This is a genomic window from Pseudomonas solani (genome assembly GCF_026072635.1).
GTDB lineage: Bacteria > Pseudomonadota > Gammaproteobacteria > Pseudomonadales > Pseudomonadaceae > Metapseudomonas > Metapseudomonas solani.
This window is the reverse complement of record NZ_AP023081.1, coordinates 2340217-2361370: the sequence shown is the minus strand read 5'-3', so window position 1 is coordinate 2361370 and position 21154 is coordinate 2340217. Positions and strand designations below refer to the sequence as shown.

General features: G+C 66.4%; 22 protein-coding genes. 6 read left to right on the top strand and 16 right to left on the bottom strand.

Annotation, left to right across the window (positions count from 1 at the left end):
- Positions 1 to 44: 44 nt before the first annotated feature.
- From PSm6_RS10595 to PSm6_RS10570, 6 genes are all read right to left on the bottom strand, one after another.
- On the bottom strand, positions 45 to 509 hold the full coding sequence (locus tag PSm6_RS10595) for an inhibitor of vertebrate lysozyme family protein (protein ID WP_184488228.1): 465 nt from the start codon (positions 507 to 509) through the stop codon (positions 45 to 47).
- 9 nt (positions 510 to 518) lie between these two features.
- Entirely contained in the window at positions 519 to 680 is a 162-nt protein-coding gene (locus tag PSm6_RS10590) for a DUF1328 domain-containing protein (RefSeq protein WP_021218842.1), read from the bottom strand.
- Between the two features lie 32 nt (positions 681 to 712).
- Positions 713 to 907, bottom strand: a complete 195-nt coding sequence (locus PSm6_RS10585) for a hypothetical protein (protein WP_021218841.1) — start codon at positions 905 to 907, stop codon at positions 713 to 715.
- A gap of 21 nt (positions 908 to 928) precedes the next feature.
- A complete protein-coding gene (locus PSm6_RS10580) occupies positions 929 to 1192 on the bottom strand; it encodes a hypothetical protein (protein ID WP_021218840.1) in 264 nt (87 codons plus the stop codon).
- A 258-nt stretch (positions 1193 to 1450) separates the two neighbouring features.
- A complete protein-coding gene (locus PSm6_RS10575) occupies positions 1451 to 1885 on the bottom strand; it encodes a ferritin-like domain-containing protein (RefSeq protein ID WP_021218839.1) in 435 nt (144 codons plus the stop codon).
- Between the two features lie 32 nt (positions 1886 to 1917).
- Complete coding sequence (locus PSm6_RS10570; protein ID WP_265170194.1) at positions 1918 to 2751, bottom strand: BON domain-containing protein; 834 nt, start codon at positions 2749 to 2751, stop codon at positions 1918 to 1920.
- Between the two features lie 228 nt (positions 2752 to 2979).
- On the opposite strand from PSm6_RS10570, the gene algB reads away from it, so the two are divergent.
- The gene (gene algB, locus PSm6_RS10565) at positions 2980 to 4326 is read left to right on the top strand and encodes a sigma-54-dependent response regulator transcription factor AlgB (RefSeq protein WP_265170193.1); all 1347 of its coding nucleotides are present in this window, start codon (positions 2980 to 2982) and stop codon (positions 4324 to 4326) included.
- Entirely contained in the window at positions 4323 to 6098 is a 1776-nt protein-coding gene (locus tag PSm6_RS10560) for an ATP-binding protein (RefSeq protein WP_043243836.1), read from the top strand. The genes algB and PSm6_RS10560 overlap by 4 nt, the downstream gene beginning before the upstream one ends.
- A gap of 202 nt (positions 6099 to 6300) precedes the next feature.
- On the opposite strand, the gene PSm6_RS10555 is transcribed toward PSm6_RS10560, so the two are convergent.
- The 3 genes from PSm6_RS10555 to PSm6_RS10545 all read right to left on the bottom strand — a co-directional run bounded on the left by PSm6_RS10555 (position 6301) and on the right by PSm6_RS10545 (position 8456).
- A complete protein-coding gene (locus PSm6_RS10555) occupies positions 6301 to 7113 on the bottom strand; it encodes an N-acetylmuramoyl-L-alanine amidase (protein ID WP_265170192.1) in 813 nt (270 codons plus the stop codon).
- A complete protein-coding gene (locus PSm6_RS10550) occupies positions 7110 to 7703 on the bottom strand; it encodes a MarC family protein (protein ID WP_021219840.1) in 594 nt (197 codons plus the stop codon). The genes PSm6_RS10555 and PSm6_RS10550 overlap by 4 nt, the downstream gene beginning before the upstream one ends.
- A gap of 72 nt (positions 7704 to 7775) precedes the next feature.
- On the bottom strand, positions 7776 to 8456 hold the full coding sequence (locus PSm6_RS10545; RefSeq protein ID WP_043243839.1) for a hypothetical protein: 681 nt from the start codon (positions 8454 to 8456) through the stop codon (positions 7776 to 7778).
- A 196-nt stretch (positions 8457 to 8652) separates the two neighbouring features.
- Here PSm6_RS10545 and PSm6_RS10540 point away from each other — a divergent pair, with 196 nt between their 5' ends.
- Positions 8653 to 10074, top strand: coding sequence for a DASH family cryptochrome (locus tag PSm6_RS10540; RefSeq protein WP_265170191.1), 1422 nt, complete (start codon positions 8653 to 8655; stop codon positions 10072 to 10074).
- Between the two features lie 6 nt (positions 10075 to 10080).
- On the opposite strand, the gene PSm6_RS10535 is transcribed toward PSm6_RS10540, so the two are convergent.
- The 5 genes from PSm6_RS10535 to PSm6_RS10515 all read right to left on the bottom strand — a co-directional run bounded on the left by PSm6_RS10535 (position 10081) and on the right by PSm6_RS10515 (position 14815).
- The gene (locus PSm6_RS10535; protein WP_265170190.1) at positions 10081 to 12186 is read right to left on the bottom strand and encodes a GGDEF domain-containing protein; all 2106 of its coding nucleotides are present in this window, start codon (positions 12184 to 12186) and stop codon (positions 10081 to 10083) included.
- Positions 12183 to 13061, bottom strand: coding sequence for an endonuclease/exonuclease/phosphatase family protein (locus PSm6_RS10530; RefSeq protein WP_021219844.1), 879 nt, complete (start codon positions 13059 to 13061; stop codon positions 12183 to 12185). The genes PSm6_RS10535 and PSm6_RS10530 overlap by 4 nt, the downstream gene beginning before the upstream one ends.
- A gap of 21 nt (positions 13062 to 13082) precedes the next feature.
- The gene (locus tag PSm6_RS10525; protein ID WP_021219845.1) at positions 13083 to 13712 is read right to left on the bottom strand and encodes a thiol:disulfide interchange protein DsbA/DsbL; all 630 of its coding nucleotides are present in this window, start codon (positions 13710 to 13712) and stop codon (positions 13083 to 13085) included.
- 153 nt (positions 13713 to 13865) lie between these two features.
- Positions 13866 to 14471: a c-type cytochrome gene (locus PSm6_RS10520; RefSeq protein WP_021219846.1), complete on the bottom strand. Its 606-nt coding sequence runs from the start codon at positions 14469 to 14471 to the stop codon at positions 13866 to 13868.
- A gap of 53 nt (positions 14472 to 14524) precedes the next feature.
- A complete protein-coding gene (locus PSm6_RS10515; protein ID WP_031287843.1) occupies positions 14525 to 14815 on the bottom strand; it encodes a c-type cytochrome in 291 nt (96 codons plus the stop codon).
- 175 nt (positions 14816 to 14990) lie between these two features.
- Between PSm6_RS10515 and yihA the strand changes: the two genes are divergently transcribed.
- Complete coding sequence (gene yihA / locus PSm6_RS10510; RefSeq protein ID WP_021219848.1) at positions 14991 to 15638, top strand: ribosome biogenesis GTP-binding protein YihA/YsxC; 648 nt, start codon at positions 14991 to 14993, stop codon at positions 15636 to 15638.
- Positions 15639 to 15889: 251 nt separating this feature from the next.
- Here yihA and polA read toward each other — a convergent pair whose 3' ends face one another.
- Positions 15890 to 18637, bottom strand: a complete 2748-nt coding sequence (gene polA / locus PSm6_RS10505) for a DNA polymerase I (RefSeq protein WP_021219849.1) — start codon at positions 18635 to 18637, stop codon at positions 15890 to 15892.
- Between the two features lie 77 nt (positions 18638 to 18714).
- Here polA and PSm6_RS10500 point away from each other — a divergent pair, with 77 nt between their 5' ends.
- The gene (locus PSm6_RS10500) at positions 18715 to 18999 is read left to right on the top strand and encodes a DUF2782 domain-containing protein (protein WP_043243844.1); all 285 of its coding nucleotides are present in this window, start codon (positions 18715 to 18717) and stop codon (positions 18997 to 18999) included.
- A gap of 32 nt (positions 19000 to 19031) precedes the next feature.
- Positions 19032 to 19982, top strand: coding sequence for a homoserine kinase (locus PSm6_RS10495; RefSeq protein WP_043243845.1), 951 nt, complete (start codon positions 19032 to 19034; stop codon positions 19980 to 19982).
- Here PSm6_RS10495 and PSm6_RS10490 read toward each other — a convergent pair.
- On the bottom strand, positions 19979 to 21058 hold the full coding sequence (locus PSm6_RS10490) for a DUF4419 domain-containing protein (protein ID WP_043243846.1): 1080 nt from the start codon (positions 21056 to 21058) through the stop codon (positions 19979 to 19981). The genes PSm6_RS10495 and PSm6_RS10490 overlap by 4 nt on opposite strands.
- Positions 21059 to 21154 lie beyond the last annotated feature (96 nt).

The window sequence follows — 21154 nt, the reverse complement described above, 5'->3', positions numbered from 1 at the left end:
CCATGGTCATGGCCCCGCCTGTGGGGCCTGTGGTCTGAATGGCTTCAGTACCAGTTCGGATCGCTTTTCAGCTGGTCCTCGAGAATCGCCTTGACCTCATCATCCGGTTCGCCCAACCAGCGCTTGCTGGCGTGGCGGCTCGGTGATTTGTCCTGGGGCAGGCCTTCCGGCACTTGCACCAGCAGGGCGTAGGCGTCGTCCTTGTCCCAGCTGAAGGCGACGAGCAGTCGTTGGCTGGCGCAGGCATGCGGTTCGCACAACTCGCCAACCAGGTATTTATCGCCGTCCTGGTCCACCGCCTTCATCGGCGGTGCCGTCCCGCTCAGGTTCATTACCCATTCGGGCAGACGGCTTTCGTCCTTGACCAGCGCCTGCCAGGTCTCGCGGTACTGCGGGTCAGTGCCCAGCAGTTCGTTGAGCCTGTGCTGCGCGTCGGTATCGGCCGCCAGCACCAGGGTGCTGGCGAAGCCGAACGCGGCGGCGGCGCAGAGATCACGCAGGATGCGCATGCTGCCTCCCTAGCCCCTGCGGCGACCGAAGATGAAGGACACCACGAACAGGACCAGGAACAGCACGAAGAGAATCTTCGCGATACCTGCTGCGGTGCCGGCGATACCACCGAAGCCCAGAACGGCAGCGACGATGGCGATGACGAGGAAGGTAAGTGCCCAGCTGAGCATGATGGTTTCTCCTGCTTCGGTTTGTCGGGTTCTCAGTGCGCCGGCGACCAGGCCGGGTCGTGCTGAGCCGGCTGCGAGGCGAGGGCCTCGTCCGCCGGTGGATTGATGAAATCGATATCGCTGAAGTCGTTGCTGTCCTGCAGCGCCTGGCCAACCGCCAGGGCACTGCCGAGCATCAATACGGGGAGGATCAGGAGGGCGGTCAGGAACAGGGCGATGGTCCACATCTTCGTATCTCCTTTATGTACTCAGAACACCCAGCGGGGTTGCTGCGGTTGATCGTTCCAGCGCTGCTGGGCAACGCTCTGCAGCGAACCGTCGTGGAGCATGCCGTTGGCATGGAAAGCGGCCGGGGTGGGCGCGATATCCAGGCGGGCCGGCAGCGGGGGCTGCTGCTCGTGGCTGCGCAGGCTCTGGCGCAGCTGGTGTTCGGCCAGGAGGATCAACACCACGGCGAGGGCGGCCAGCAGTACCTTGCCCGCAAGGGCGAGACGCGCATGACGACGGTTCATCCTGAAACACCTCCTGAGCTGTTGATCGATCGAGGGAACCGAAGCTCCCCTGCCTGTCCTAGCGGTCATCGCCGGCTGGCGATTTGCTTTTCCTGATGTATTGATTGCAGAGCGCATGCCAGTTTTTCTAATCAGTTAAATCCATTTAAATTCAATAACTTACGAATTGATTGATCACTGGATCTGCTGGCAACTTGCATGATCGCCAGCGCTGCGTCGTGCGTTTTGCATGGCCGGACATCCCTGTCCGATCCGGGCTCACTTCATCGCCAGCTTCAGGCTGCGCATGCGGTCATGGCAGGCCTTGACCCGGGGCATTTCCTGGGCGAGGAGGCCGCGCACCTCGGGCTCGGCGCTTTCCAGGGCGTCTTCGAAGGCGTGGAGGATGCGGTCCTCGGCTTCCTCCAGCTGGCTCACATAGGTGGCCTTCTCGTCGCTGGACAGGGTGGCGCGGGTGTCCGCATAGACCTGGCGCAACTTGCCGACGAAGGTGCCGCCGGTGGACGGGTCTTCGTGGTTGGCCGCGACCCGGACCGCCAGGGCCTGGATGACCTGGGTCTTGGCCTGGGCCATGTCGCGGAACAGGCCCTGCAGGGCCGGGTCCTTCACTTCGTCGATGGCGTGCTGGTAGAAGCGCTCGCCGTCACGGGTGATCTCGATCAGCTCGTTGAGTTGCGCAGTGGTATTGGTCATGGTGTTTCTCCTTGGGGGTACGGGTCGCGCGTTCAGCCGGCGACCTTGAGGGATGCGGCGTGCACATCGAGCACGCCGCGAACATTTCTGGCCGTTTCCACCGCCAGCGCCTTTTCTGCCGCCGTGGCCACGTTGCCGGTGAGGCGCACCACGCCGTCGTCGGTTTCCACGGAGATATCCAGGGCGGCGAGGTTGTCGCTGGAGAGGAAGCGGGTCTTCACCTTGCCGGTGATCCAGGCGTCGCCCAGCAGGCTGCCGGCCTCGGCCCGTTGCTCACCGTCGCGCTGGGCGGTGCCGGGGTCGGCGCTGAGGTGAATGGCGTTGTCCACCCGCTCGACGCCCTCGGTGCTGGCGGCCAGCTTGCCGGCCATCTCACGGGACTCGGCGCTGGCGGAGCGACCACTGAGGGTGACCAGGCCTTCGCGGGTCTCGACACCGATGTCGAGACCTTGGGGGGTGGTGTTCCACAGCAGCTTGGATTTCACCTTGGCGGTGACGGTGGCGTCGTCGAGGTGGCTGTCGGCGGCGGCAATGGACAGCAAACGGGGCCGAACGCCCGGGTCGACGCGGATGAGGTTATCCACAGCGTCGATACCCTCGACGCCGAGGGCGACCTGCTCGGCCAGCTCGCGGTTGACTTCATTCGCCACGGTGCCGGTGAGCGTGGCCAGGCCATGCTCGACATCGACGTTGAGGGAGAAGGGGCCGAGGTGATGGTTGAAGGCGAAGGTGGTCCAGATGCTGCCTTCCTGGCGAGCTTCGCGAATCCGTTCGCTGAAGCCGTCCCCGGCGGCCGCCGGCAGGGCGACCAGCCCCAGCAAGGCGCTACCGGCCATGGCGAGCGCCAGGCTGTGCAAGTGCGGCATGGAAACCTCCTGTCATCCACTTCGGCGCTCAGCGCCTCCAGATGCAGGGGTTATCGCAAGGCCTGTGCCAGGCCTTTTCGTGGCGTTTATTCATTTAAAATCAATTGGTTATTGTAGACGTCCAAATACCCGCTGCATGCAGGCTGCAATACATGTATGAAAGGACCTTGCAACTTGCACGATAATTCCTGGACTAAGCGATACGACTGAACAATGCGGAGCGACAAAATGGCATCAGGAACGGAAACCAAGGGACGCATCCTGCTGGTCGACGATGAGTCGGCGATTCTGCGCACCTTCCGTTATTGCCTGGAAGACGAGGGTTACAGCGTGGCCACCGCCAGCAGTGCGGCACAGACCGAGGCCATCCTGCAGCGCCAGGTGTTCGACCTGTGCTTCCTCGACCTGCGCCTGGGCGATGACAACGGCCTGGATGTGCTTGCGCAGATCCGCATGCAGGCCCCCTGGATGCGGGTGGTGATCGTCACCGCCCACTCGGCCGTGGACACCGCCGTGGACGCCATGCAGGCCGGCGCGGCCGACTACCTGGTGAAACCCTGTAGCCCCGACCAGCTGCGCCTTTCAGCCGCCAAGCAGCTGGAAGTGCGCCAGCTCACCGCGCGCCTGGAGGCCCTGGAGGGCGAGGTGCGCAAGCCGGGCGACGGCCTGGATTCGCAGAGCCCGGCGATGATGGCGGTGCTGGAAACCGCTCGCCAGGTGGCGGGCACCGACGCCAACATCCTCATCCTCGGCGAGTCAGGCACCGGCAAGGGCGAGCTGTCCCGGGCCATCCACGGCTGGAGCAAGCGGGCGAAGAAGGCCTGCGTGACCATCAACTGCCCGTCGCTGTCGGCAGAGCTGATGGAAAGCGAGCTGTTCGGCCACAGCCGCGGCGCCTTCACCGGGGCCAGCGAGAGCACCCTGGGCCGGGTCAACCAGGCCGACGGCGGCACGCTGTTTCTCGATGAGATCGGCGACTTTCCCCTCACCTTGCAACCCAAATTGCTGCGCTTCATCCAGGACAAGGAATACGAGCGGGTGGGCGACGCGGTGACCCGCCGCGCCGATGTGCGCATCCTCGCCGCCACCAACCTCAACCTCGATGAAATGGTCCGCGAGGGCCGCTTCCGCGAAGACCTGCTCTACCGCCTCAACGTCATCACCCTGCACCTGCCGCCCCTGCGCGAGCGCACCGAGGACCTGATCGGCCTGGCCGAGCGCTTCCTCGCTCGCTTCGTCAAGGACTACGCGCGCCCGGCACGCGGTTTCAGCGACGCGGCACGGGGTGCCCTGCTGGGCTACCACTGGCCCGGCAACGTGCGCGAGCTGCGCAACGTGATCGAGCGCGCCAGCATCATCTGCGGCCAGGAGCTGGTGGAAATCGCCCACCTGGGACTGAGCGAAGCGCCGTCCAACAACGCCCCGCGCGTAGGAGCCTCCATGAGCCTGGAGGACCTGGAGAAGGCCCATATCGCCGCCGTGCTCGCGGCCAGTGAAACCCTCGACCAGGCCGCCAAGACCCTCGGAATCGACGCCTCGACGCTCTATCGCAAACGCAAGCAGTACGGTCTATGAAGCTGCCGATGAAGCTGCGGACGCGGCTTTTCCTCAGCATTTCGGCGCTGATCACCGTGGCCCTCCTGGGGCTGCTGCTGGGGCTGACCAGCGTCATGCAGCTGGCCCGTTCCCAGGAGCGCCTGATCTCCTACAACTTCGCCACCATCGACCTGGGCGAAAAGTTGCGCACACACCTGGGCGACCAGTTGGTGAACCTGACCCGCGAACAGCCGGATATCCAGGCACTGCTCACCTCGCAGCAACGTTTCCTCGCCGTGGTGCAACAGGGCCTGATGAACGCCCGCGACGAGCAGACCCGTCAGGGCTTCCAGGCCATCGCCGACAGCTACGGCGAGTTCCTGCGGGTCAGCGAACGCAACACCGACCGCCGCGACGATGATTTCAGCCAGGCGTTGAACGACACCCGCAATGCCATGCTGGCGCTGCAGAAGCACGCCTTGCAGAGCGCCGCCGAGGCCGAGCAGTCGGCCCGCGAGCGCGCCGGCCTGGTGGCCACCCTGCTGGGCCTGCTGGGCATCGCCGTACTGCTGATCGGCTTCGTCACCGCCCACGGCATCGCCCGGCGCTTCGGCCAGCCCATCGAGGCCCTGGCCCGCGCCGCCGACCGCATCGGCCAGGGTGACTTCCAGGTGACCCTGCCGATTTCCACGGTCAGCGAGATGGCCTCCCTGAGCCGCCGCTTCGGCCTCATGGCCGAGGGCCTGCGGCTGTTCAAGGAAACCAATATCGAGAAGCTGCTGGCCGAGCAGCGCCGCCTGAAGGCGGTGCTCGACAGCATCGACGACGGCTTGCTGATCCTCGACCGCCAGGGCCGCATCGAACACGCCAACCCGGTGGCCCAGCGCCAGCTGGCCTGGGAGACCGAGCAGCTCGGCCAACCCCTGAGCCAGGCCCTGGGCGACCCGGCCATGGAGGCGCCTACCCAGCAGGTGCTGCGCGGCCAGCCCCTGGAGCAGGTGCCGCCGGACCTGGCCATCGAGGTCGAGGGCGAGAGCCGCCTGCTGAGCTGGCGCCTGACCCCGGTGAGCCTGGACGAGGAGCGCATCCTCGGTGCGGTGATGGTGCTGCGCGATGTCACCGAGCAGCGCGCCTTCGAGCGGGTGCGCAACGAGTTCGTGCTGCGCGCCTCCCACGAGCTGCGCACCCCGGTGACCGGCATGCAGATGGCCTTCGGGTTGCTGCGCGAACGCCTGGTCTTCGCCGAGGAGTCCCGCGAGTCCGACCTGCTGCTGACGGTGGACGAGGAGATGCAGCGCCTGGTGCGGCTGATCAACGACCTGCTGCACTTCTCCCGCTACCAGAACGGCATGCAGACCCTGACCCTGGCGCCCTGCGATATCGACGACCTGCTCGGCGCCCTGCGCACGCGCTTCCAGGAGCCGGCGCAGAACAAGGGCATCAGCATAGAGCTGGACCTGCAAGAGCCGCTGCCCCGCGTGCCCATCGACCGCCCCCAGGTGGAGCGGGTGCTGGACAACCTGGTGAGCAACGCCATCCGCCACACGCCCAATGGCGGGCATATCCGCCTGCAGTCGCGGCGCCATGGCGAGCGGGTGATCCTCAGCGTCGAGGACAACGGCGAAGGCGTGCCCTACAGCCAGCAGGCGCGCATCTTCGAGCCCTTCGTGCAACTGGGCAGCTACACCGGCGGCGGCGTTGGCCTCGGCCTGGCGCTGTGCAAGGAGATCGTCCAGCTCCACGGCGGCCGCATCGGCATCTATTCACGCCCCGGCGAAGGCGCGCAGTTCTACCTGGCGCTGCCGCTCTAGCGGCGGGCTTGAACGCTATTTGGAGGATGGGTAGAGCGAAGCGAAACCCATCACCTCGGCGCGGCAGGGGCGGGTAGAGGGTGCAGCGCCAGCAGGCGAAGGGGGCTGCACGATGAGGAGGGTCGCGTCCGAGCGAGATCACTCAGGTAAAGCCCACCGTCATCACGCCAGCCACCGTCCGGTGCTGGGCGCGATTCGAGCGTCAGTAGAACGTAACGGGACGGAGTGGCAGCGCCTCGCCCGGCATGCGGTTGAGCACCAGCAGCAGGGCGGCGGTCTCGGCGTCGGGCTGGCCGTCGAACAGGTGGGGGCGGTACTTCATCTGGAAGGCGGCGATGACATTGCGCGTGGCCTCGTCCAGCTGGCCGTTGCGCGGCACCGGATAACCCTGGCGGGCCAGCTGCATCTGGAACCAGCCGACGGTGGGCAGCGCCTGGGCGAAGCGCGCCTGCTCGACCGCCACGGCGGAGGCTTCCGGCCAGGGCACCAGGCCGGCCTCGGCGAGGCGTTTCCAGGGGAACAGTGGGCCCGGGTCGACCTTGCGCTGGGGGGCGATGTCGCTGTGGCCGATGATGCTGCCCAGGGGCAGGTTGTGACGTTTGACGATGTCCTTGAGCAGCACGATGAGCGCGTCGATCTGCTGGTCGTCGAAGGGCTGCCAATTGCGCCCGGTGGGGGTCTGCTCGTAGCCCTCGTTGACCAGTTCGATGCCGATGGTGCTCGCATTCAGCCAGGTGCGCCCCTGCCACTCGCTCTGTCCGGCGTGCCAGGCGCGGCGGTTCTCGTCCACCAACTGGTAGATGGTCGGCGGCTGGGCGCCGATCAGGTAGTGCGCACTGACCTCGCCGTGGGTGAGCAGCGCCAGGGAGCGCGGCAGGTCGGTGGAGGTGTAGTGCAGCACGACGTATTGCACGCGGCTGTTCTGGTTGACCGAGGTCTGGCTGCGATCGATGCGCGGGCCGCTGGTGCAACCGGCGAGCAGGGCCAGCAACAGGCCGAGGGCTAGGGTTTTCATGGGGTGATGTGTAGCACGCTTTGCAGGTTGTCCAGGAGCATGTCGACACTGAGCATGATCAGCAACATGCCGGTCAGGCGCTCCACCGCCATCAGCCCGCGCTGACCGAGAAAGCGCTGCAGGAAGGCTGCCTGGAGCAGGATCAGGGCGGTGCAGGCCCAGGCCACCAGCACGGCGACGTAGAGCTCCCAGAGCTCGCCCTGGTGGGTGTTGCGCAGGGTCATCAGCACCGCCAGCGCGGAGGGGCCGGCCACTGCCGGGGTGGCCAGGGGCACCAGCATGGGTTCGCCGTCAGGCAGGTCGCCGAGCACGCCCTCGGGCCGCGGGAAGATCAGGCGCAGGGCGATGATGAAGAGAATGATGCCGCCGGCGATGGCGATGGCCTCGCGGGACAGGCCGAGGCCGCTGAGGATGTTTTCGCCGAAGGTGAGGAACAGCAGCAGCAGGCCGAGGGCGAAAACCAGCTCACGCAGGGCCACCTTGAGCCGGCGCTCCGGCGCCACGTTCTTCAGCGCGGCGAGGAAGATGGCGATGTTGCCGAAGGGGTCGGTGACCAGAAAGATCAGCACGGCGATGCCGAGAATTTCCATGGGCGCTCCTCAACTGAAGGACGAAGTGTAAAGGGCGCTGGCGGCGACGTCTCGCCGCCGTGCCGATCGGGGTCAGAAGTGGTACTTGAGGGTGCCGTTGACTGCGCGCTGCTCGCGGGAGGCGTTGCCGCGCACGTCGTCCAGCTCGCTGTAGCCACCGCTCTGCTGCAGGTACTGGATGCCGAGGAACAGCTGGCGGCCCTGGGCGAAGAAGTAGTCGCCGGCATCGAAGCTCAGCTGCGGGCTGAAGCTCAGGCCCTGTTCGCGGTCGCCTTCGGCACCGGCCCAGTCGAGGCCGCCATCGAGCATCCAGCTGGCCTCGCCGAGGCGGAAGGCATAGGCCCAGGCGCCGCTGAACTGCACGCTGTGGCCGGGTTCGTCCTGGTCGTCGCGGTCGTAGAGGCTCAGGGTCAGGTAGTCGAAGCCGGGGGCCTGCAGGTCGAAGGCCGGGCCGAGCAGGTTGCCGCCCTGGCCAGGCGCCGGGGCCGCCTGGGCACCGCTGAGGCGCATCTGCAGGGGCGCCGGGGTGTGGCCGGGCAGCTCCGCCAGGGCCTTGGGCGAGAGGCCGGCGGTGAAGGCCGGGCGCTCGGTGGCGAAGCTGAGGAAGCTCTCGCCGGCGGAATAGGGCAGGGTGGAGAACTGCAGGTTGCTGTCCTGCAGGTGCAGCAATTCGTTGCCGGCGACCTGAACGGCGCCGAAGGTCAGGGCAAAACCACCCAACCAGCTGGCGATACGGGAAAAGGAAAGACGCATTGACGATGTCTCCACAGGTGAATGCAGGCAGGGCCCGCGAAAAAAGGGGCGGATTATACGCAGCTCCCGGCCCGACGGCAGCAACGCCACCGGTCATCCTCCCGGCGGCACTGTTCAAGCCCGGCGAAAAGCCTATAACGTCTAGAAGCCAGCGGAATCAGTTGGCATAGGGAAATGCCTGCCGAGGATTTACGTCATGCGTCGTACTCTGCTCTGGTTCAAACAGGATCTGCGCCTCGATGATCACCCCGCCGTGCAAGCGGCGCTGGCGGCCGATTGCGTCCTGCCGCTGTTCGTTTTCGACCCGACCCTGCTGCGCCCGGGCGACCTCGGCATCCGTCGCATGGGCGTGCACCGCGCACGCTTCCAGCTGGAGAGCCTCACCGCCCTGGACGCCGAGCTGCGCCAGCGCGGCTCGCGCCTGCTAGTGGTGCAGGGCAATGCCGCGCAGGTGATCCCGGCGCTGCTGGAGCACCTGGACCTGAACGAAGTACTGACCCTGGAAGAAATGGCGCCCCAGGAACGCACCCTGGTGGAGGAACTGCGCCAGGCGCTCGGCGACATTCCCCTGCGTGAGCTGGCCGGCAACAGCCTGCTGCGCCGCGAGGAGCTGCCGACCCCGGTGGAGCACCTGCCGGCGGTGTTCAGCCAGTTCCGCGAGCAGGTGGAGCAGCGCCCCAGCGTCTATCAACCACGCTCGGCCCCGGTGACCTTGCCGCCCCTGCCCGAAGCGGTGGAGCCGCTCTTCGAACCCCTGCCGACGCCAACCCGCCTGGGTCTGGGCGAGCCGGTCGGCCTGCCCATCAGCGCCTTCCCCTTTTCCGGCGGCGAGGTCGCGGCACTGGCGCGACTGCGCGATTACCTGTGGGCGACCCAGGGCGTCCGCACCTACCAGGAGAATCGCAACGGCATGGTGGGCAGCGAGTACTCCTCCAAGTTCTCGCCCTGGCTGGCCAACGGCAGCCTCTCGCCGCGCCGCGTCGCTGCCGAGCTGCGCCGCTACGAGGCGCAGTACGGCGCCAACGCCTCCACCCGCCAGCTGTGGCAACAATTGCTATGGCGTGACTACTTCCGCTGGACCCTGCTGCGCCATGGCCGCGCGCTGTTCGAAGCCGGCGGCCTGAAGGCTACGGTGCGCGCACCGCAGCAGCTGGACGAACGCTTCGAACGCTGGTGCCAGGGCCGCACCGGCATGCCGCTGGTGGACGCCAGCATGCGCGAGCTGGCAGCCACGGGCTTCATGTCCAACCGCGGCCGCCAGGTGGTGGCCGCCTACTTGGTGCACGACCTGGAGCAGGACTGGCGCCATGGCGCCGCCTGGTTTGAAGAACACCTGCTGGATTACGACCCGGCGAGCAACTGGGGCAACTGGGCCTACCTGGCCGGCGTGGCCAGCGACCCGCAACGCAGCCAGGCCTTCAACGCGCTGCGCCAGGCCCGCCATTACGACCCGGATGCGACCTACGTGAGCCTGTGGTTGCCGGAGCTGCGAGCGCTGCCCCAGGCGCTGCGGCATACACCCTTCCAGCTCTCGCGCCTGCAGCTGGACGCCCTGGACTACCCGCGCCTGGAGCATGTGCCGGAAGACTGGAAGCCCTACCTGACCCACGCCGCCTGAGGCGGCTCAGCCCAGTTCGATGCGGTTGCGACCTTCGCGCTTGGCGCGGTAGAGCGCCTGGTCGGCGCGTTCGAACGCCTGCTCGTCCTTCTCGCCCTCGACGAAGGACACCAGCCCTCCCGACAGCGTGATGGTCACGGGCTCGCCCTTGAAGTGAAAGGGGCATTGCTCGATGGCCGAGCGCAGGGTGTCGAGCAACTGCTGGCCACCCTCCAGGGGCGTGGCGGGGAGCAGCAGGACGAACTCCTCGCCGCCGAAGCGGGCGATGAAGTCGGTCTTGCGCAGGCGCTTGGCGATCTCGCCAGCGATGATCTTGAGCACCTTGTCGCCGGCCAGGTGGCCGTAGTTGTCGTTGATGCGCTTGAAGTGGTCGATGTCCAGCACCGCCAGCAGCAGCTCGCCGCCATAGCGCTTCCAGCGCGCCACTTCCAGTTCCAGGCGCTCGCTCCAGGCGGCCCGGTTGGGCAGGCCGGTGAGCGGGTCGCTGAGGGCTTTCTGCCGCTGTTCTTCCAGGTGGTCGCGGAAGGAACTGGCTTCCTGTTCCATGGTGGCGACGCGATCCACCAGCACCTTGAGGCGTCCGCCGACTTCTTCTTCGCGGGCGGCGCGCTGGCGCTGGTAGTCGTTCATGGTGCTGAGCAGGCCGTCGAGGCGCTTTTCCACGGCGCGCTTGAGGTCGTCCAGGTCGGTGGCGTCCTGCACGCTGCTCTGCAGGTCGCTGACCTGCTCGCGCAACTGGTCGTCGAGCACGCGCGCGCTTTCCAGGGTCTCGCTGTAACCCTCCTGGGCGGCGGAAATGGAGGCGACGAAGGCGACCAGGCGCTCGTTGAGCTGCTTGAGGTAGATGGCGAAGTCACGGTGCTCGCTGTTGGTGACGGCCAGCACCAGCACGGCGAGGTCGTCCAGCACGGGCACCAGTTCGTACCAGTTCAGGCCACCTACCAGACGCTCGCGAAGGGCTTCGCCCTGGGGCTTGTGGCGCTCGGGCAGGTCGAGCTCGTCCAGCAGCCCGCGCAGGCTGGCGGCGACGTGGGGCGCGACGGCGCTGTAGCCGGGTTCGGGCGGCGTGGGCAGCGCGTAGCCCGGGTCGCCTTCGCCGGTGAGCAGCGCCGCCGGCAATGGCAGGCTGTCGAGGCGCGGCGTCAGGCTCGGGCTGACACCATCGGCCAGCGCGGTGACAGGCGCCGGAGCGGCTGCAGCGAGTGGCCCGACCGGGGCGGCAGGAGCAACCTCGGGCACAAGGGGCGCAACCACCGGTGCCGCTTCGGCGACCACCTGGGCCGAGGCAGACTGCTCGGTGGCGGCTGCCGGGGGGGGTACGGGAGCCTGGGCAGGAGCAGGGGCAGGGGCAGGCGCCGGAGCGGGAGCCGCAGCCACGGGGGCCGCCTCAACGGTAGGCGGCACGCCGGGAGCTGGCACGACAGGAGCCGGGGCGGCAGCGAGCGCCTGGGCCGGCGATGCGGGCTCGTCGTCCAGCGGGGGCGCGGCCTGCAATGCGGCAGGTGCCGGGACGGCCGGTGGTGGAGCCAGGGCGTCACCGGTGGGCAGCGGCGCGGCAGCAGGCTGGGCGTCTTCGGTGGCGTCACCCTGGCTGCCGAACAGACGCTGCAGCAGGCCGGGCTTGGGCGCGGCAGGGTCGGTGTTGGCGATCTCGTCGAGGGCGCGCTGTTGCAGGCCGCTGAGCTCGCCGAGGAGGGCAGGCATCTCACGCGCCTGACTGGCGCGCTCGTCGATGCGCTTGGCGAACTGCTTGAGGGATTTGCGCACGTCACGCGGCACATCCAGCTTGAGCAGCTGGTTGGTCAGCCCGGTGAGGGCGCCGACGTTCTGGTCGATCCGTTGCTGGCGACGCTGCTCGGAATCCAGCACGGCCTTTTCCAGGCGCGGGATCAGGGCGGAGAGGCCGGCGTCTATCTGATCGCCACGGATGATCTCGCGCAGCTCCTGCATGCACTGGTCGACGGCCTTGTCGCTGCCTTCGGCGGCGAGGGAGCTGCGCACCAGGCCACGGCGCAGGAGATCGAGGCGGGCGTCCCAGCGACGCTCCAGCTTCTCCTGCTGCTCGAGGCTCTGCAGGTACTTTTCTTTCCAGCGCTGGCCGTCGTCGCTCATGAAGGTGATCCGTCGGGAGTGTCCACCAGGGCCGGCAACGCATCCCCGGTAAGGGACGTGGGCAGGCGGATGTCCACCGCCACTGGCAGGTGGTCGGAGATGGGTTGGCTGAGCACCTGCACGCGCTCCAGGGTCAAGCTGGGGCTGAGCAGGATGTGGTCGAGGCAGCGCTGCGGGCGCCAGCTCGGGAAAGTGGCCTCGACCTGTGGCGCGAGCAGCCCGAGGTCACGCAGGGGCGAGTTCTGCAGCAGGTCGTTGGCGTGGGTGTTCATGTCGCCCATCAGCACCTGGTGGCGGTAGCCGCCGATGAGCTCGCGGATGTAGGCGAGCTGGCGGGAGCGGGCCTTGGTGCCCAGGGCCAGGTGCATCATCACCACCACCAGTGCGTCCTCGCCCTCGCCGAAGCGCATGAGGATGGCGCCGCGCCCGGGCGGGCCGGGCAGGGGGTGGTCTTCCAGCTGGGTCGGCTGCAGGCGGCTGAGCAAGCCGTTGCTGTGCTGGGCGATGCGCCCGAGGTTGCGGTTGAGCTGTTGGTACCAGAAAGGGAAATCGGCCAGGTGGGCGAGGTGCTCGACCTGGTTGACGTAGCCGGAACGCAGGCTGCCACCGTCGACTTCCTGCAGGGCCACGAGGTCGAAATCGCCGAGCAGGGCACCGATGCGCTGCAGGTTGCTGGCGCGGCCGGCGTGGGGCAGCAGGTGCTGCCAGCTGCGGGTCAGGTAGTGGCGGTAACGGCCGGTGCTGATGCCGACCTGGATGTTGAAGCTGAGCAGCCGAAGGCGGCCATCCTTTGGGAGGCCGCTGGAGCCACAATGAGGATTGACCTGCGGAGCCCGCAGGCCAGCGGTTCTGTCATTGCTCCAGCGGCGCAGCATCTTCGCTCTGCCGGGCGCCGCTTACTTCGCGGCGCGCTCCTTGGCGATGAGGAAGTCGGCGACCTGGGTGGCCTGCTCGAGACCGCCCGAGGAGCCGATGTCGAAGCGGTACTTGCCGTTGACGATCAGGGTCGGTACGCCGGAGATCTGGTACGCCATGGCGAGCTTCTTGGCCTTCTCCATCTGGCTCTTCACGCCGAAGGAGTTGTAGGCCTTGATGAAGGCCGCCTTGTCGACGCCCTGGCCAGCGAGGAACTCGGCCATCTCGTCGGGGGTGGAGAGCTTCTTGCCTTCCTTATGGATGGCTTCGAACACGGCTTTGTGCACGGCGTGCTCGACGCCCATGCTTTCCAGGGTAATGAACAGTTGGCCGTGGACGTTCCACACGCCACCGAACATGGCGGGGATGCGTACGAAGTTGACGTCCTCCGGCAGCTTCTCGGTCCAGGCGTTCAGGGTGGGTTCGAATTGGTAGCAGTGAGGGCAGCCGTACCAGAACAGTTCCACCACCTCGATCTTGCCGGGCTTGGAAATCGGGACCGGGCTGCTCAGTTCGACGTACTGTTTGCCGGCCTGGATATCCTCGGCCTGTGCGGTCATGCCGAAAAGGCTCGCACTGGCAAGAACGGCGGAAAGAATCAGGTTACGCATGCTCAACTCCTAAGCGGGTCATATGGTTCTGCGGCGGGCCTTGCTTCGACCGATCGCGTTGCGTCGGGTTCCGGCAATTGTAGCGGGGGCGCCAATGAAAAAGGGTGGCCATGGCCACCCTTTTATTTACCGTTTTCTACCGCTGGGCCGGACTTAGTGCAGGCCCTGAATGTAGCTGGAGACGGCTTCGATGTCCTTGTTGCTCAGCTTCGCGGCGATGGCGCGCATGATCATGTTGTCGCCATCGTTGGTGCGGTTGCCTTCGCGGAAGTCGGTCAGCTGCTTGGCCACGTACTGGGCATGCTGGCCACCCAGGTGCGGGAAGCCGGCAGCGGCGTTGCCGGCGCCGTTCGGGGAGTGGCAACCGGTGCAGGAAGGCATGCCTTCTTCCAGTTTGCCGCCACGGAACAGGGCTTCACCGCGCGCGACCAGCTTGGGATCGGCGGCGCCGACACTGCCGGACTGGCTGGCGAAGTAGGCGGCGATGTCGGCCAGGTCCTGATCGCTCAGGTTGGTCAGCAGGCCGGTCATTTCCAGGACCTGGCGGTTGCCGGACTTGATGTCGTGCATCTGCTTGAGCAGATAGCGCTCGCCCTGGCCAGCCAGTTTCGGGAAGTTGGGGGCAGCGCTGTTGCCGTCCGGGCCATGGCAGGCACCACATACGGCAGCTTTCGCCTGACCGGCTTTGGCGTCGCCAGCGGCGTGGGCCAGACCGGTGATGCCCAGGGTCAACAGCAGACTCACGAGTACTTTGTTCATCAGCTAATCCAATTACGGCTAAGGGTGAAAGAGTTAGCGCCGGGCTACCTTGATTATTGGCTCATCCACTGGATGACCGCTTGGTAGTCCTCGGCACTGCAGTCCATGCACAAGCCTCGGGGAGGCATGGCGTTCAAACCATTGGTGACGCTCTTGACCAGAGCATCGTTGCCCTTGGCCAGACGCGGCTCCCAGGCGGCCTTGTCGCCTTTTTTCGGCGCCATAGGCAGTTGACCGTTGTGGCAGGCACTGCAGGTCCGGTTGTAAACCGCTTCCGGATCCTGGGCAGCCTGCGCGCCAAAGGCCAGCGCCGCAAGGCTTGCGACGAGTAGCACTTTCTTCATGATCAACCTCATCAGAGGGGCCCTGCCATGCGTTCTGTCGCGCAACGGTCAGTCCCGTGAACACTGAACCCTGGGGGATAAAGCGCACACTAAATCTGCGGCATTATATACTGGCGATGCTCAAACGGAAACGAAACAGCCCCCTGCGACACCGCGTCGCACCCGTGGACACCTCATGTCATTCAAGAACCCGATCATCGGTCTGTGCCAACAGGCCCGCTTTCTCATCAGTGCCGCCAAGGTGGATCAGTGCCCTCCCGACGAAGGTCTGGAAGTGGCGTTCGCCGGGCGTTCCAACGCCGGCAAGTCCAGCGCGCTGAATACCCTCACCCACGCCAGCCTGGCACGCACCTCGAAGACCCCAGGGCGCACCCAGCTGCTCAACTTCTTCTCCCTGGACGACCAGCGTCGCCTGGTGGACCTGCCCGGCTATGGCTACGCCAAGGTGCCGATCCCGCTCAAGCAGCACTGGCAGCGCCACCTGGAAGCCTACCTGAGCAGCCGCGAAAGCCTGGCCGGGCTGATCCTGATGATGGACATCCGCCATCCGCTGACCGACTTCGACCGGCTGATGCTCGACTGGTCCAGCGCCGGCAACATGCCCATGCACATCCTCCTGACCAAGGCCGACAAGCTGGCCTTCGGCGCCGCGAAGAACGCGCTGCTGAAGGTTCAGCAGGACATACGCAAGGGTTGGGGCGAGGGCGTGACCATCCAGCTGTTCTCGGCACCCAAGCGCCAGGGCATCGAGGAAGCGCAAGCGGTGCTGGCCAACTGGCTGCAACTGGGCGAGGAATTCGAGCAGGTCGAGCCGGAGGCCTGAATCGCAGGCAAAAAAAACCCCGAGCTTCGTATGGGGAGGGGGAAGTTCGGGGTTCAAGTCTGAACCGCTAGGGCGGGGTTCAGATATCTGCCAACACTAAACACAGCAAAAGGAGCATCGAAGGCTTCACCAGCCATTCCCATCCTCTGACCCTGTGCCCAGGTATAAAGTTCACCGCCCCGCTGAAAACCGTTCGTTATTAGAGCCTCCTGCTTTATGCGCAGGAGGTCTATGCCAGGAATGGCGCCGGCTCAGTGCGCCTCGTCCCAGTTGTCGCCCACGCCCACTTCCACCAGCAGCGGTACATCCAGCTGCGCCGCACCGCTCATCAGCGGGCGGATGGCGTCGCGCACCTGGTCCACCAGGTCCTCGCGCACTTCCAGTACCAGTTCGTCGTGGACCTGGAGGATGACCCGCGCATCGATGGCGGATTCCGTCAGCCAGTTATCCACAGCCACCATGGCGCGCTTCATGATGTCGGCCGCGGTGCCCTGCATCGGCGCGTTGATCGCGGTGCGTTCGGCGCCCTTGCGCATGGCCTGGTTCTTCGAGTTGATCTCCGGCAGGTACAGGCGACGGCCGAACAGCGTCTCGACGAAGCCCTGCTGGGCCGCCTGCTCGCGGGTGCGTTCCATGTAGGCGAGCACGCCGGGGTAGCGGGCGAAGTAGCGGTCGATGTAGGCCTGGGATTGCTTGCGATCGACGCCGATCTGCTTGGCCAGGCCGAAGGCGCTCATGCCGTAGATCAGGCCGAAGTTGATCGCCTTGGCGCTGCGGCGCTGGTCGTTGCTGACCTGCTCCAGCTCGACGCCGAAGACTTCCGCCGCCGTCGCCCGGTGCACGTCGCGATCGTGGCGGAAGGCATCCAGCAGCCCTTCGTCCTTGGCCAGGTGGGCCATGATGCGCAGCTCGATCTGCGAGTAGTCCGCCGCCAGCAGCTTGTAGCCCTTGGGCGCGACGAAGGCCTGGCGTATACGCCGGCCCTCGGCGGTGCGGATCGGGATGTTCTGCAGGTTCGGGTCGGTGGAGGACAACCGCCCGGTGGCCGCCACCGCCTGATGATAGGAGGTGTGGATGCGCCCGGTGCGCGGGTTGATCTGCTCCGGCAGCTTGTCGGTGTAGGTGCTCTTGAGCTTGCTCACGGTGCGGTACTGCATGATCACCTTGGGCAGCTCGAAGTCCTGCTCGGCCAGCTCCGCCAGCACGTTCTCGGCGGTGGACGGCTGGCCGGTGGCGGTCTTGGACAGCACCGGCAGACCCAGCTTCTCGTAGAGGATGGCGCCGAGCTGCTTGGGCGAACCGAGGTTGAACTCCTGGCCGGCCAGCTCATAGGCCTGGCGCTCCAGCTCCACCATGCGCGCACCCAGCTCGATGCTCTGCTGACCGAGCAGCTTGGCGTCCACATAGGCGCCGTTGCGCTCGATGCGTGCCAGCACCGGCACCAGCGGCATCTCGATATCGCAGAACACCGAAGCCAGCGAAGGCACGGCTTCCAGCTTCTGCCACAGCGCCTGGTGCAGCCGCAGGGTGACGTCGGCATCCTCGGCGGCGTAGGGGCCGGCCTGCTCGATGGCGATCTGGTCGAAGGTCAGCTGCTTGGCGCCCTTGCCGGCGATGTCCTCGAAGCGGATGGTGCTCTGGCCGAGGTACTTCAGCGCCAGGCTGTCCATGTCGTGGCGGGTAGCGGTGGAATCCAGCACATAGGATTCGAGCATGGTGTCGAACGCGATGCCCTGCATGAGGATGGGCGTCGAGGCGTTGGCCAATACGTTCATGTCGTACTTGGCATGCTGGCCGATCTTGCCCTTGGCCGGGTCTTCCAGCAGCGGCTTGAGGGCCTTGAGCACGGCGTCGCGGTCCAGCTGGTCGGGCACACCCATATAGGAGTGGGCCAGCGGTACATAGGCCGCCTCGTGCGGGCTGACGGCGAAGGACACGCCCACCACCTGCGCCTGCTGCGGGTCGAGGCTGGTGGTTTCGGTGTCGAAGGCGAACAGCGGCGCGTCCTGCAGCTTCTTCAGCCAGGCATCGAACTGCGCCTGCTCCAGCACGGTTTCATAGCGGGTCTCGACCGCATCGGCCGGCGCTGCGGGCGGCGGCGGCGTCTCGCCGGCGGCCTTGGACTGGCGCTGCAGGTCATCCAGGCCGGTCTTGAATTCCAGGGTGCGGTACAGCTCGGTCAGGGCCTCCACGTCCGGCTCGCCCGGGTGCAGCGCCTCGATCTCGACGTTCAGCTCGACGTCGCACTTGATGGTCGCCAGCTTGTAGGAGAGGTAGGCCATCTCCTTGTGCTCTTCGAGCTTGGCCGGCAGCCCCTTGGCGCCGCGGATCGCCAGCTCGGGCACCTTGTCGAGGTTGGCGTAGAGCACGTCCAGGCCGCCACCGACGCCGGTCAGCAGGCCCAGGGCGGTCTTTTCACCGACGCCGGGCACGCCCGGGATGTTGTCGACCTTGTCGCCCATCAGGGCCAGGTAGTCGATGATCAGCTCAGGACCGACGCCGAATTTCTCTTTCACGCCATCGATGTCCAGCACGCTACCGGTCATGGTGTTGACCAGCGTAATGTGCCCGTCGACCAACTGCGCCATGTCCTTGTCGCCGGTGGAGATCACCACCGCACGGCCCAGCGCCGCGCTCTGCCGGGCCAGGGTGCCGATCACGTCGTCGGCCTCCACGCCCTCCACGCACAGCAGCGGCAGGCCCAGGGCGCGCACGGTGGCGTGCAGCGGTTCGACCTGCACCCGCAGCTCGTCGGGCATCGACGGCCGGTTGGCCTTGTACTCGGCGAACATCTCGTCGCGGAAGGTTCCGCCCTTGGCGTCGAAGACCACTGCGAAGGGGCTGTCCGGGTACTGCTTGCGCAGGCTCTTGAGCATATTCAGCACGCCCTTGACCGCACCCGTCGGCAGGCCGGCGGAGGTGGTCAGCGGAGGCAGGGCATGAAAGGCACGGTACAGGTAGGAGGAACCGTCCACCAGGACGAGAGGGGCTTGGCTCATGCGTGAATTCAACCTTTATTCGCCGGACCCGCAGTAGAATGGCCCGATCATTGACGATAAGGGACAAGGTTACCACCATGCGCGCCATCAACCGCCTGTTGCTTGCCAGCCTGCTGGTCGTCGCACCGGCCGGCGTATTCGCCGCCGACGACACCCCCTCTGCCGAGCCCGACGTGACCATCCGCCAGGACGGCGACAAGACCATCCAGGAATACCGCGTCAACGGCTTCCTGTACGCCATCAAGGTCACCCCCAAGGGTGGCAAACCCTATTTCCTGGTCCGCGCAGACGGCGACAGCAACTTCATCCGGTCGGACAACCCGGACATGCTGATCCCGCAGTGGGAAATCTTCAGCTGGTAAGGCTGCTGCGCCGACCGTAACAAGGTAGTCCAATGTCCGTTTTCACCCCACTCGAACGCCCTGAACTCGAAACCTTCCTGGCCCCTTACGGGCTGGGGCGGCTCAAGGACTTCAAGGGCATCGCCGAAGGCTCGGAGAACAGCAACTTCTTCGTCAGCCTGGAGCAGGGTGAATACGTGCTGACCCTGGTGGAGCGCGGCCCCAGCCACGACCTGCCGTTCTTCATCGAGCTGCTCGACGTGCTCCACGACGCCGGCCTGCCAGTGCCCTACGCCCTGCGTACCGACAACGGCCAGGCCCTGCGCGAGCTGGCCGGGAAGCCCGCCCTGCTGCAGCCCCGGCTCGCCGGCAAGCATGTGCGCGAAGCCAACGCGCACCACTGCAGCGAAGTCGGCGCGCTGCTGGCCCGCCTGCACCTGGCCACCCGCGCGCACCCCATCGAGCGCAAGAGCGACCGTGGCCTGGACTGGATGCTCGCCGAAGGGCCGTCCCTCGCCCTGCAACTGGACGACGCCGCGCTGCCTTTATTGCGTGACGCCCTGAAGGAAATCGCCGAGCTCAAGCCGCGCATCGTCGCCCTGCCCCGCGCCAACCTGCACGCCGACCTGTTCCGCGACAACGTGCTGTTCGACGGCCCGCACCTGGCCGGGCTGATCGACTTCTACAACGCCTGCTCGGGGCCGATGCTCTACGACCTGGCGATCTGCCTGAACGACTGGTGCTCCGACGAGGAAGGCCGCCTGGACGCCCACCGCGCCCGCGCCCTGCTCGGTGCCTATGCCGCGCTGCGCCCCTTCAGTGCCGCCGAGGCGGAACTCTGGCCGGCCCTGCTGCGCATCGCCTGCGTACGCTTCTGGCTGTCCCGCCTGATCGCCGCCAACGCCTTCGCCGGCCAGGACGTGCTGATCCACGACCCCGCCGAGTTCCAGCGCCGCCTGGCCCACCGCCAGAACGTGCACCTGCCGCTGCCTTTCGCGCTCTAGCTGGAAGGCTCGTCCACCACCGCCCAGCCGAACGCCGGGTACAGCGCACCGTCCACGTCGCGCTGGGCCACGCCGAACAAGCCGCCCACCAACCGGGCATTGCGCTTCGTGCCGGTGGTGAACTCGTCGATCAGCAGCACCGCACTCACCAGGCTCTTGGGGATGGCCTGCAGGCCCGGCCCCTGGGCCTGGTCCGCCATCAGCCAGTCACCGCTCAGCGCCATCACGCCAGCCCGCTCGAAGCGCACCTGCCAATCCCCCAGGTAGGGGTTCGGTCGCAGCGCGTCGGTGGCCGTGTCGACGATGTAGGGGAAGAGCGTGAGGATCCAGCCCGTCAGCTCGGACGGCCCCGAACCGCTGCGATAGCGGAAGAAGGACTCCCAGAAGGCGCGGTCCACCTCGCCGGCCGCAGTGCGGGCGATCGCCTCCAGCACCGGCTTCAGGCTCGCCACCCAATGGCCCAGACCATAGCCCTCCAGGGCGATGAAACGCTCGATGATCAGGCGCCAGTCATCCTCGCTGCCCTGCAGCTCGATTTCGGGGATGCCGCAACCGGCCAGCATCTCGTAGTCGAAATATCCACTGAAGGCATCCATCCAGCACAGCGAGAAGGCCGCCTGCTCGATGGGCCCGGTGGTGGAGAAGGCGGTGGAGATGAAGTCGGAGAACTGCGGGATCTCCCCGGCGATCTGCCGGGAGAAATCACCGAACAGCTCGACCCAGCGGTTTTTGTCGGTGAAGGGGTAGTCGGGGCAGAACACCGTCAGCTTCTTCTTGCCCTGGTGGCTCACCAGATCGGGCCGCAGCTGCTCGCCATGCAGGGCCATGTGGTTCGCGAAGCCCTGGGCGATGCAGAACCAGATGTCGTCCGGGCGGATCACCAGCGGGTGATGCCCATAGAAGGCACGGCACGCGGCCTTGGCGAAGGCGTTGCAGTTGTCCTCCTCCAATAGCTCGGCGGCCGCGCAATCCAGCGCCTCCACCGGCAGGTTGAGCAGCGTGCGCATGACGGTATCGGCCGGCAGGCGTGGATAAGGGGCGCCGTGTTCTACATCCGAAAGGATGAAGCGGATCATTCGGGTTCTCCCTGAACCTGGAAAAGCGCCATGGTGCCGGTTTGCCGAAAGCGGTGCAGCTACCTACGTCCGACTCTGGAGCCACGGAAGGGCACG

Excerpts from the sequence above, each read along its gene's own strand:
- PSm6_RS10555 (WP_265170192.1), bottom strand. The coding sequence starts at position 7,113 with ATGAAAACCCTAGCCCTCGGCCTGTTGCTGGCCCTGCTCGCCGGTTGC.
- PSm6_RS10595 (WP_184488228.1), bottom strand. The coding sequence starts at position 509 with ATGCGCATCCTGCGTGATCTCTGCGCCGCCGCCGCGTTCGGCTTCGCC.
- polA (WP_021219849.1), bottom strand. The coding sequence starts at position 18,637 with ATGAGCCAAGCCCCTCTCGTCCTGGTGGACGGTTCCTCCTACCTGTAC.
- PSm6_RS10575 (WP_021218839.1), bottom strand. The coding sequence starts at position 1,885 with ATGACCAATACCACTGCGCAACTCAACGAGCTGATCGAGATCACCCGT.
- PSm6_RS10515 (WP_031287843.1), bottom strand. The coding sequence starts at position 14,815 with ATGAAGAAAGTGCTACTCGTCGCAAGCCTTGCGGCGCTGGCCTTTGGC.
- PSm6_RS10590 (WP_021218842.1), bottom strand. The coding sequence starts at position 680 with ATGCTCAGCTGGGCACTTACCTTCCTCGTCATCGCCATCGTCGCTGCC.
- PSm6_RS10535 (WP_265170190.1), bottom strand. The coding sequence starts at position 12,186 with ATGAGCGACGACGGCCAGCGCTGGAAAGAAAAGTACCTGCAGAGCCTC.
- algB (WP_265170193.1), top strand. The coding sequence starts at position 2,980 with ATGGCATCAGGAACGGAAACCAAGGGACGCATCCTGCTGGTCGACGAT.
- PSm6_RS10490 (WP_043243846.1), bottom strand. The coding sequence starts at position 21,058 with ATGATCCGCTTCATCCTTTCGGATGTAGAACACGGCGCCCCTTATCCA.
- PSm6_RS10525 (WP_021219845.1), bottom strand. The coding sequence starts at position 13,712 with ATGCGTAACCTGATTCTTTCCGCCGTTCTTGCCAGTGCGAGCCTTTTC.
- yihA (WP_021219848.1), top strand. The coding sequence starts at position 14,991 with ATGTCATTCAAGAACCCGATCATCGGTCTGTGCCAACAGGCCCGCTTT.
- PSm6_RS10500 (WP_043243844.1), top strand. The coding sequence starts at position 18,715 with ATGCGCGCCATCAACCGCCTGTTGCTTGCCAGCCTGCTGGTCGTCGCA.
- PSm6_RS10560 (WP_043243836.1), top strand. The coding sequence starts at position 4,323 with ATGAAGCTGCCGATGAAGCTGCGGACGCGGCTTTTCCTCAGCATTTCG.
- PSm6_RS10540 (WP_265170191.1), top strand. The coding sequence starts at position 8,653 with ATGCGTCGTACTCTGCTCTGGTTCAAACAGGATCTGCGCCTCGATGAT.
- PSm6_RS10530 (WP_021219844.1), bottom strand. The coding sequence starts at position 13,061 with ATGCTGCGCCGCTGGAGCAATGACAGAACCGCTGGCCTGCGGGCTCCG.
- PSm6_RS10585 (WP_021218841.1), bottom strand. The coding sequence starts at position 907 with ATGTGGACCATCGCCCTGTTCCTGACCGCCCTCCTGATCCTCCCCGTA.
- PSm6_RS10520 (WP_021219846.1), bottom strand. The coding sequence starts at position 14,471 with ATGAACAAAGTACTCGTGAGTCTGCTGTTGACCCTGGGCATCACCGGT.
- PSm6_RS10495 (WP_043243845.1), top strand. The coding sequence starts at position 19,032 with ATGTCCGTTTTCACCCCACTCGAACGCCCTGAACTCGAAACCTTCCTG.
- PSm6_RS10580 (WP_021218840.1), bottom strand. The coding sequence starts at position 1,192 with ATGAACCGTCGTCATGCGCGTCTCGCCCTTGCGGGCAAGGTACTGCTG.
- PSm6_RS10550 (WP_021219840.1), bottom strand. The coding sequence starts at position 7,703 with ATGGAAATTCTCGGCATCGCCGTGCTGATCTTTCTGGTCACCGACCCC.
- PSm6_RS10570 (WP_265170194.1), bottom strand. The coding sequence starts at position 2,751 with ATGCCGCACTTGCACAGCCTGGCGCTCGCCATGGCCGGTAGCGCCTTG.
- PSm6_RS10545 (WP_043243839.1), bottom strand. The coding sequence starts at position 8,456 with ATGCGTCTTTCCTTTTCCCGTATCGCCAGCTGGTTGGGTGGTTTTGCC.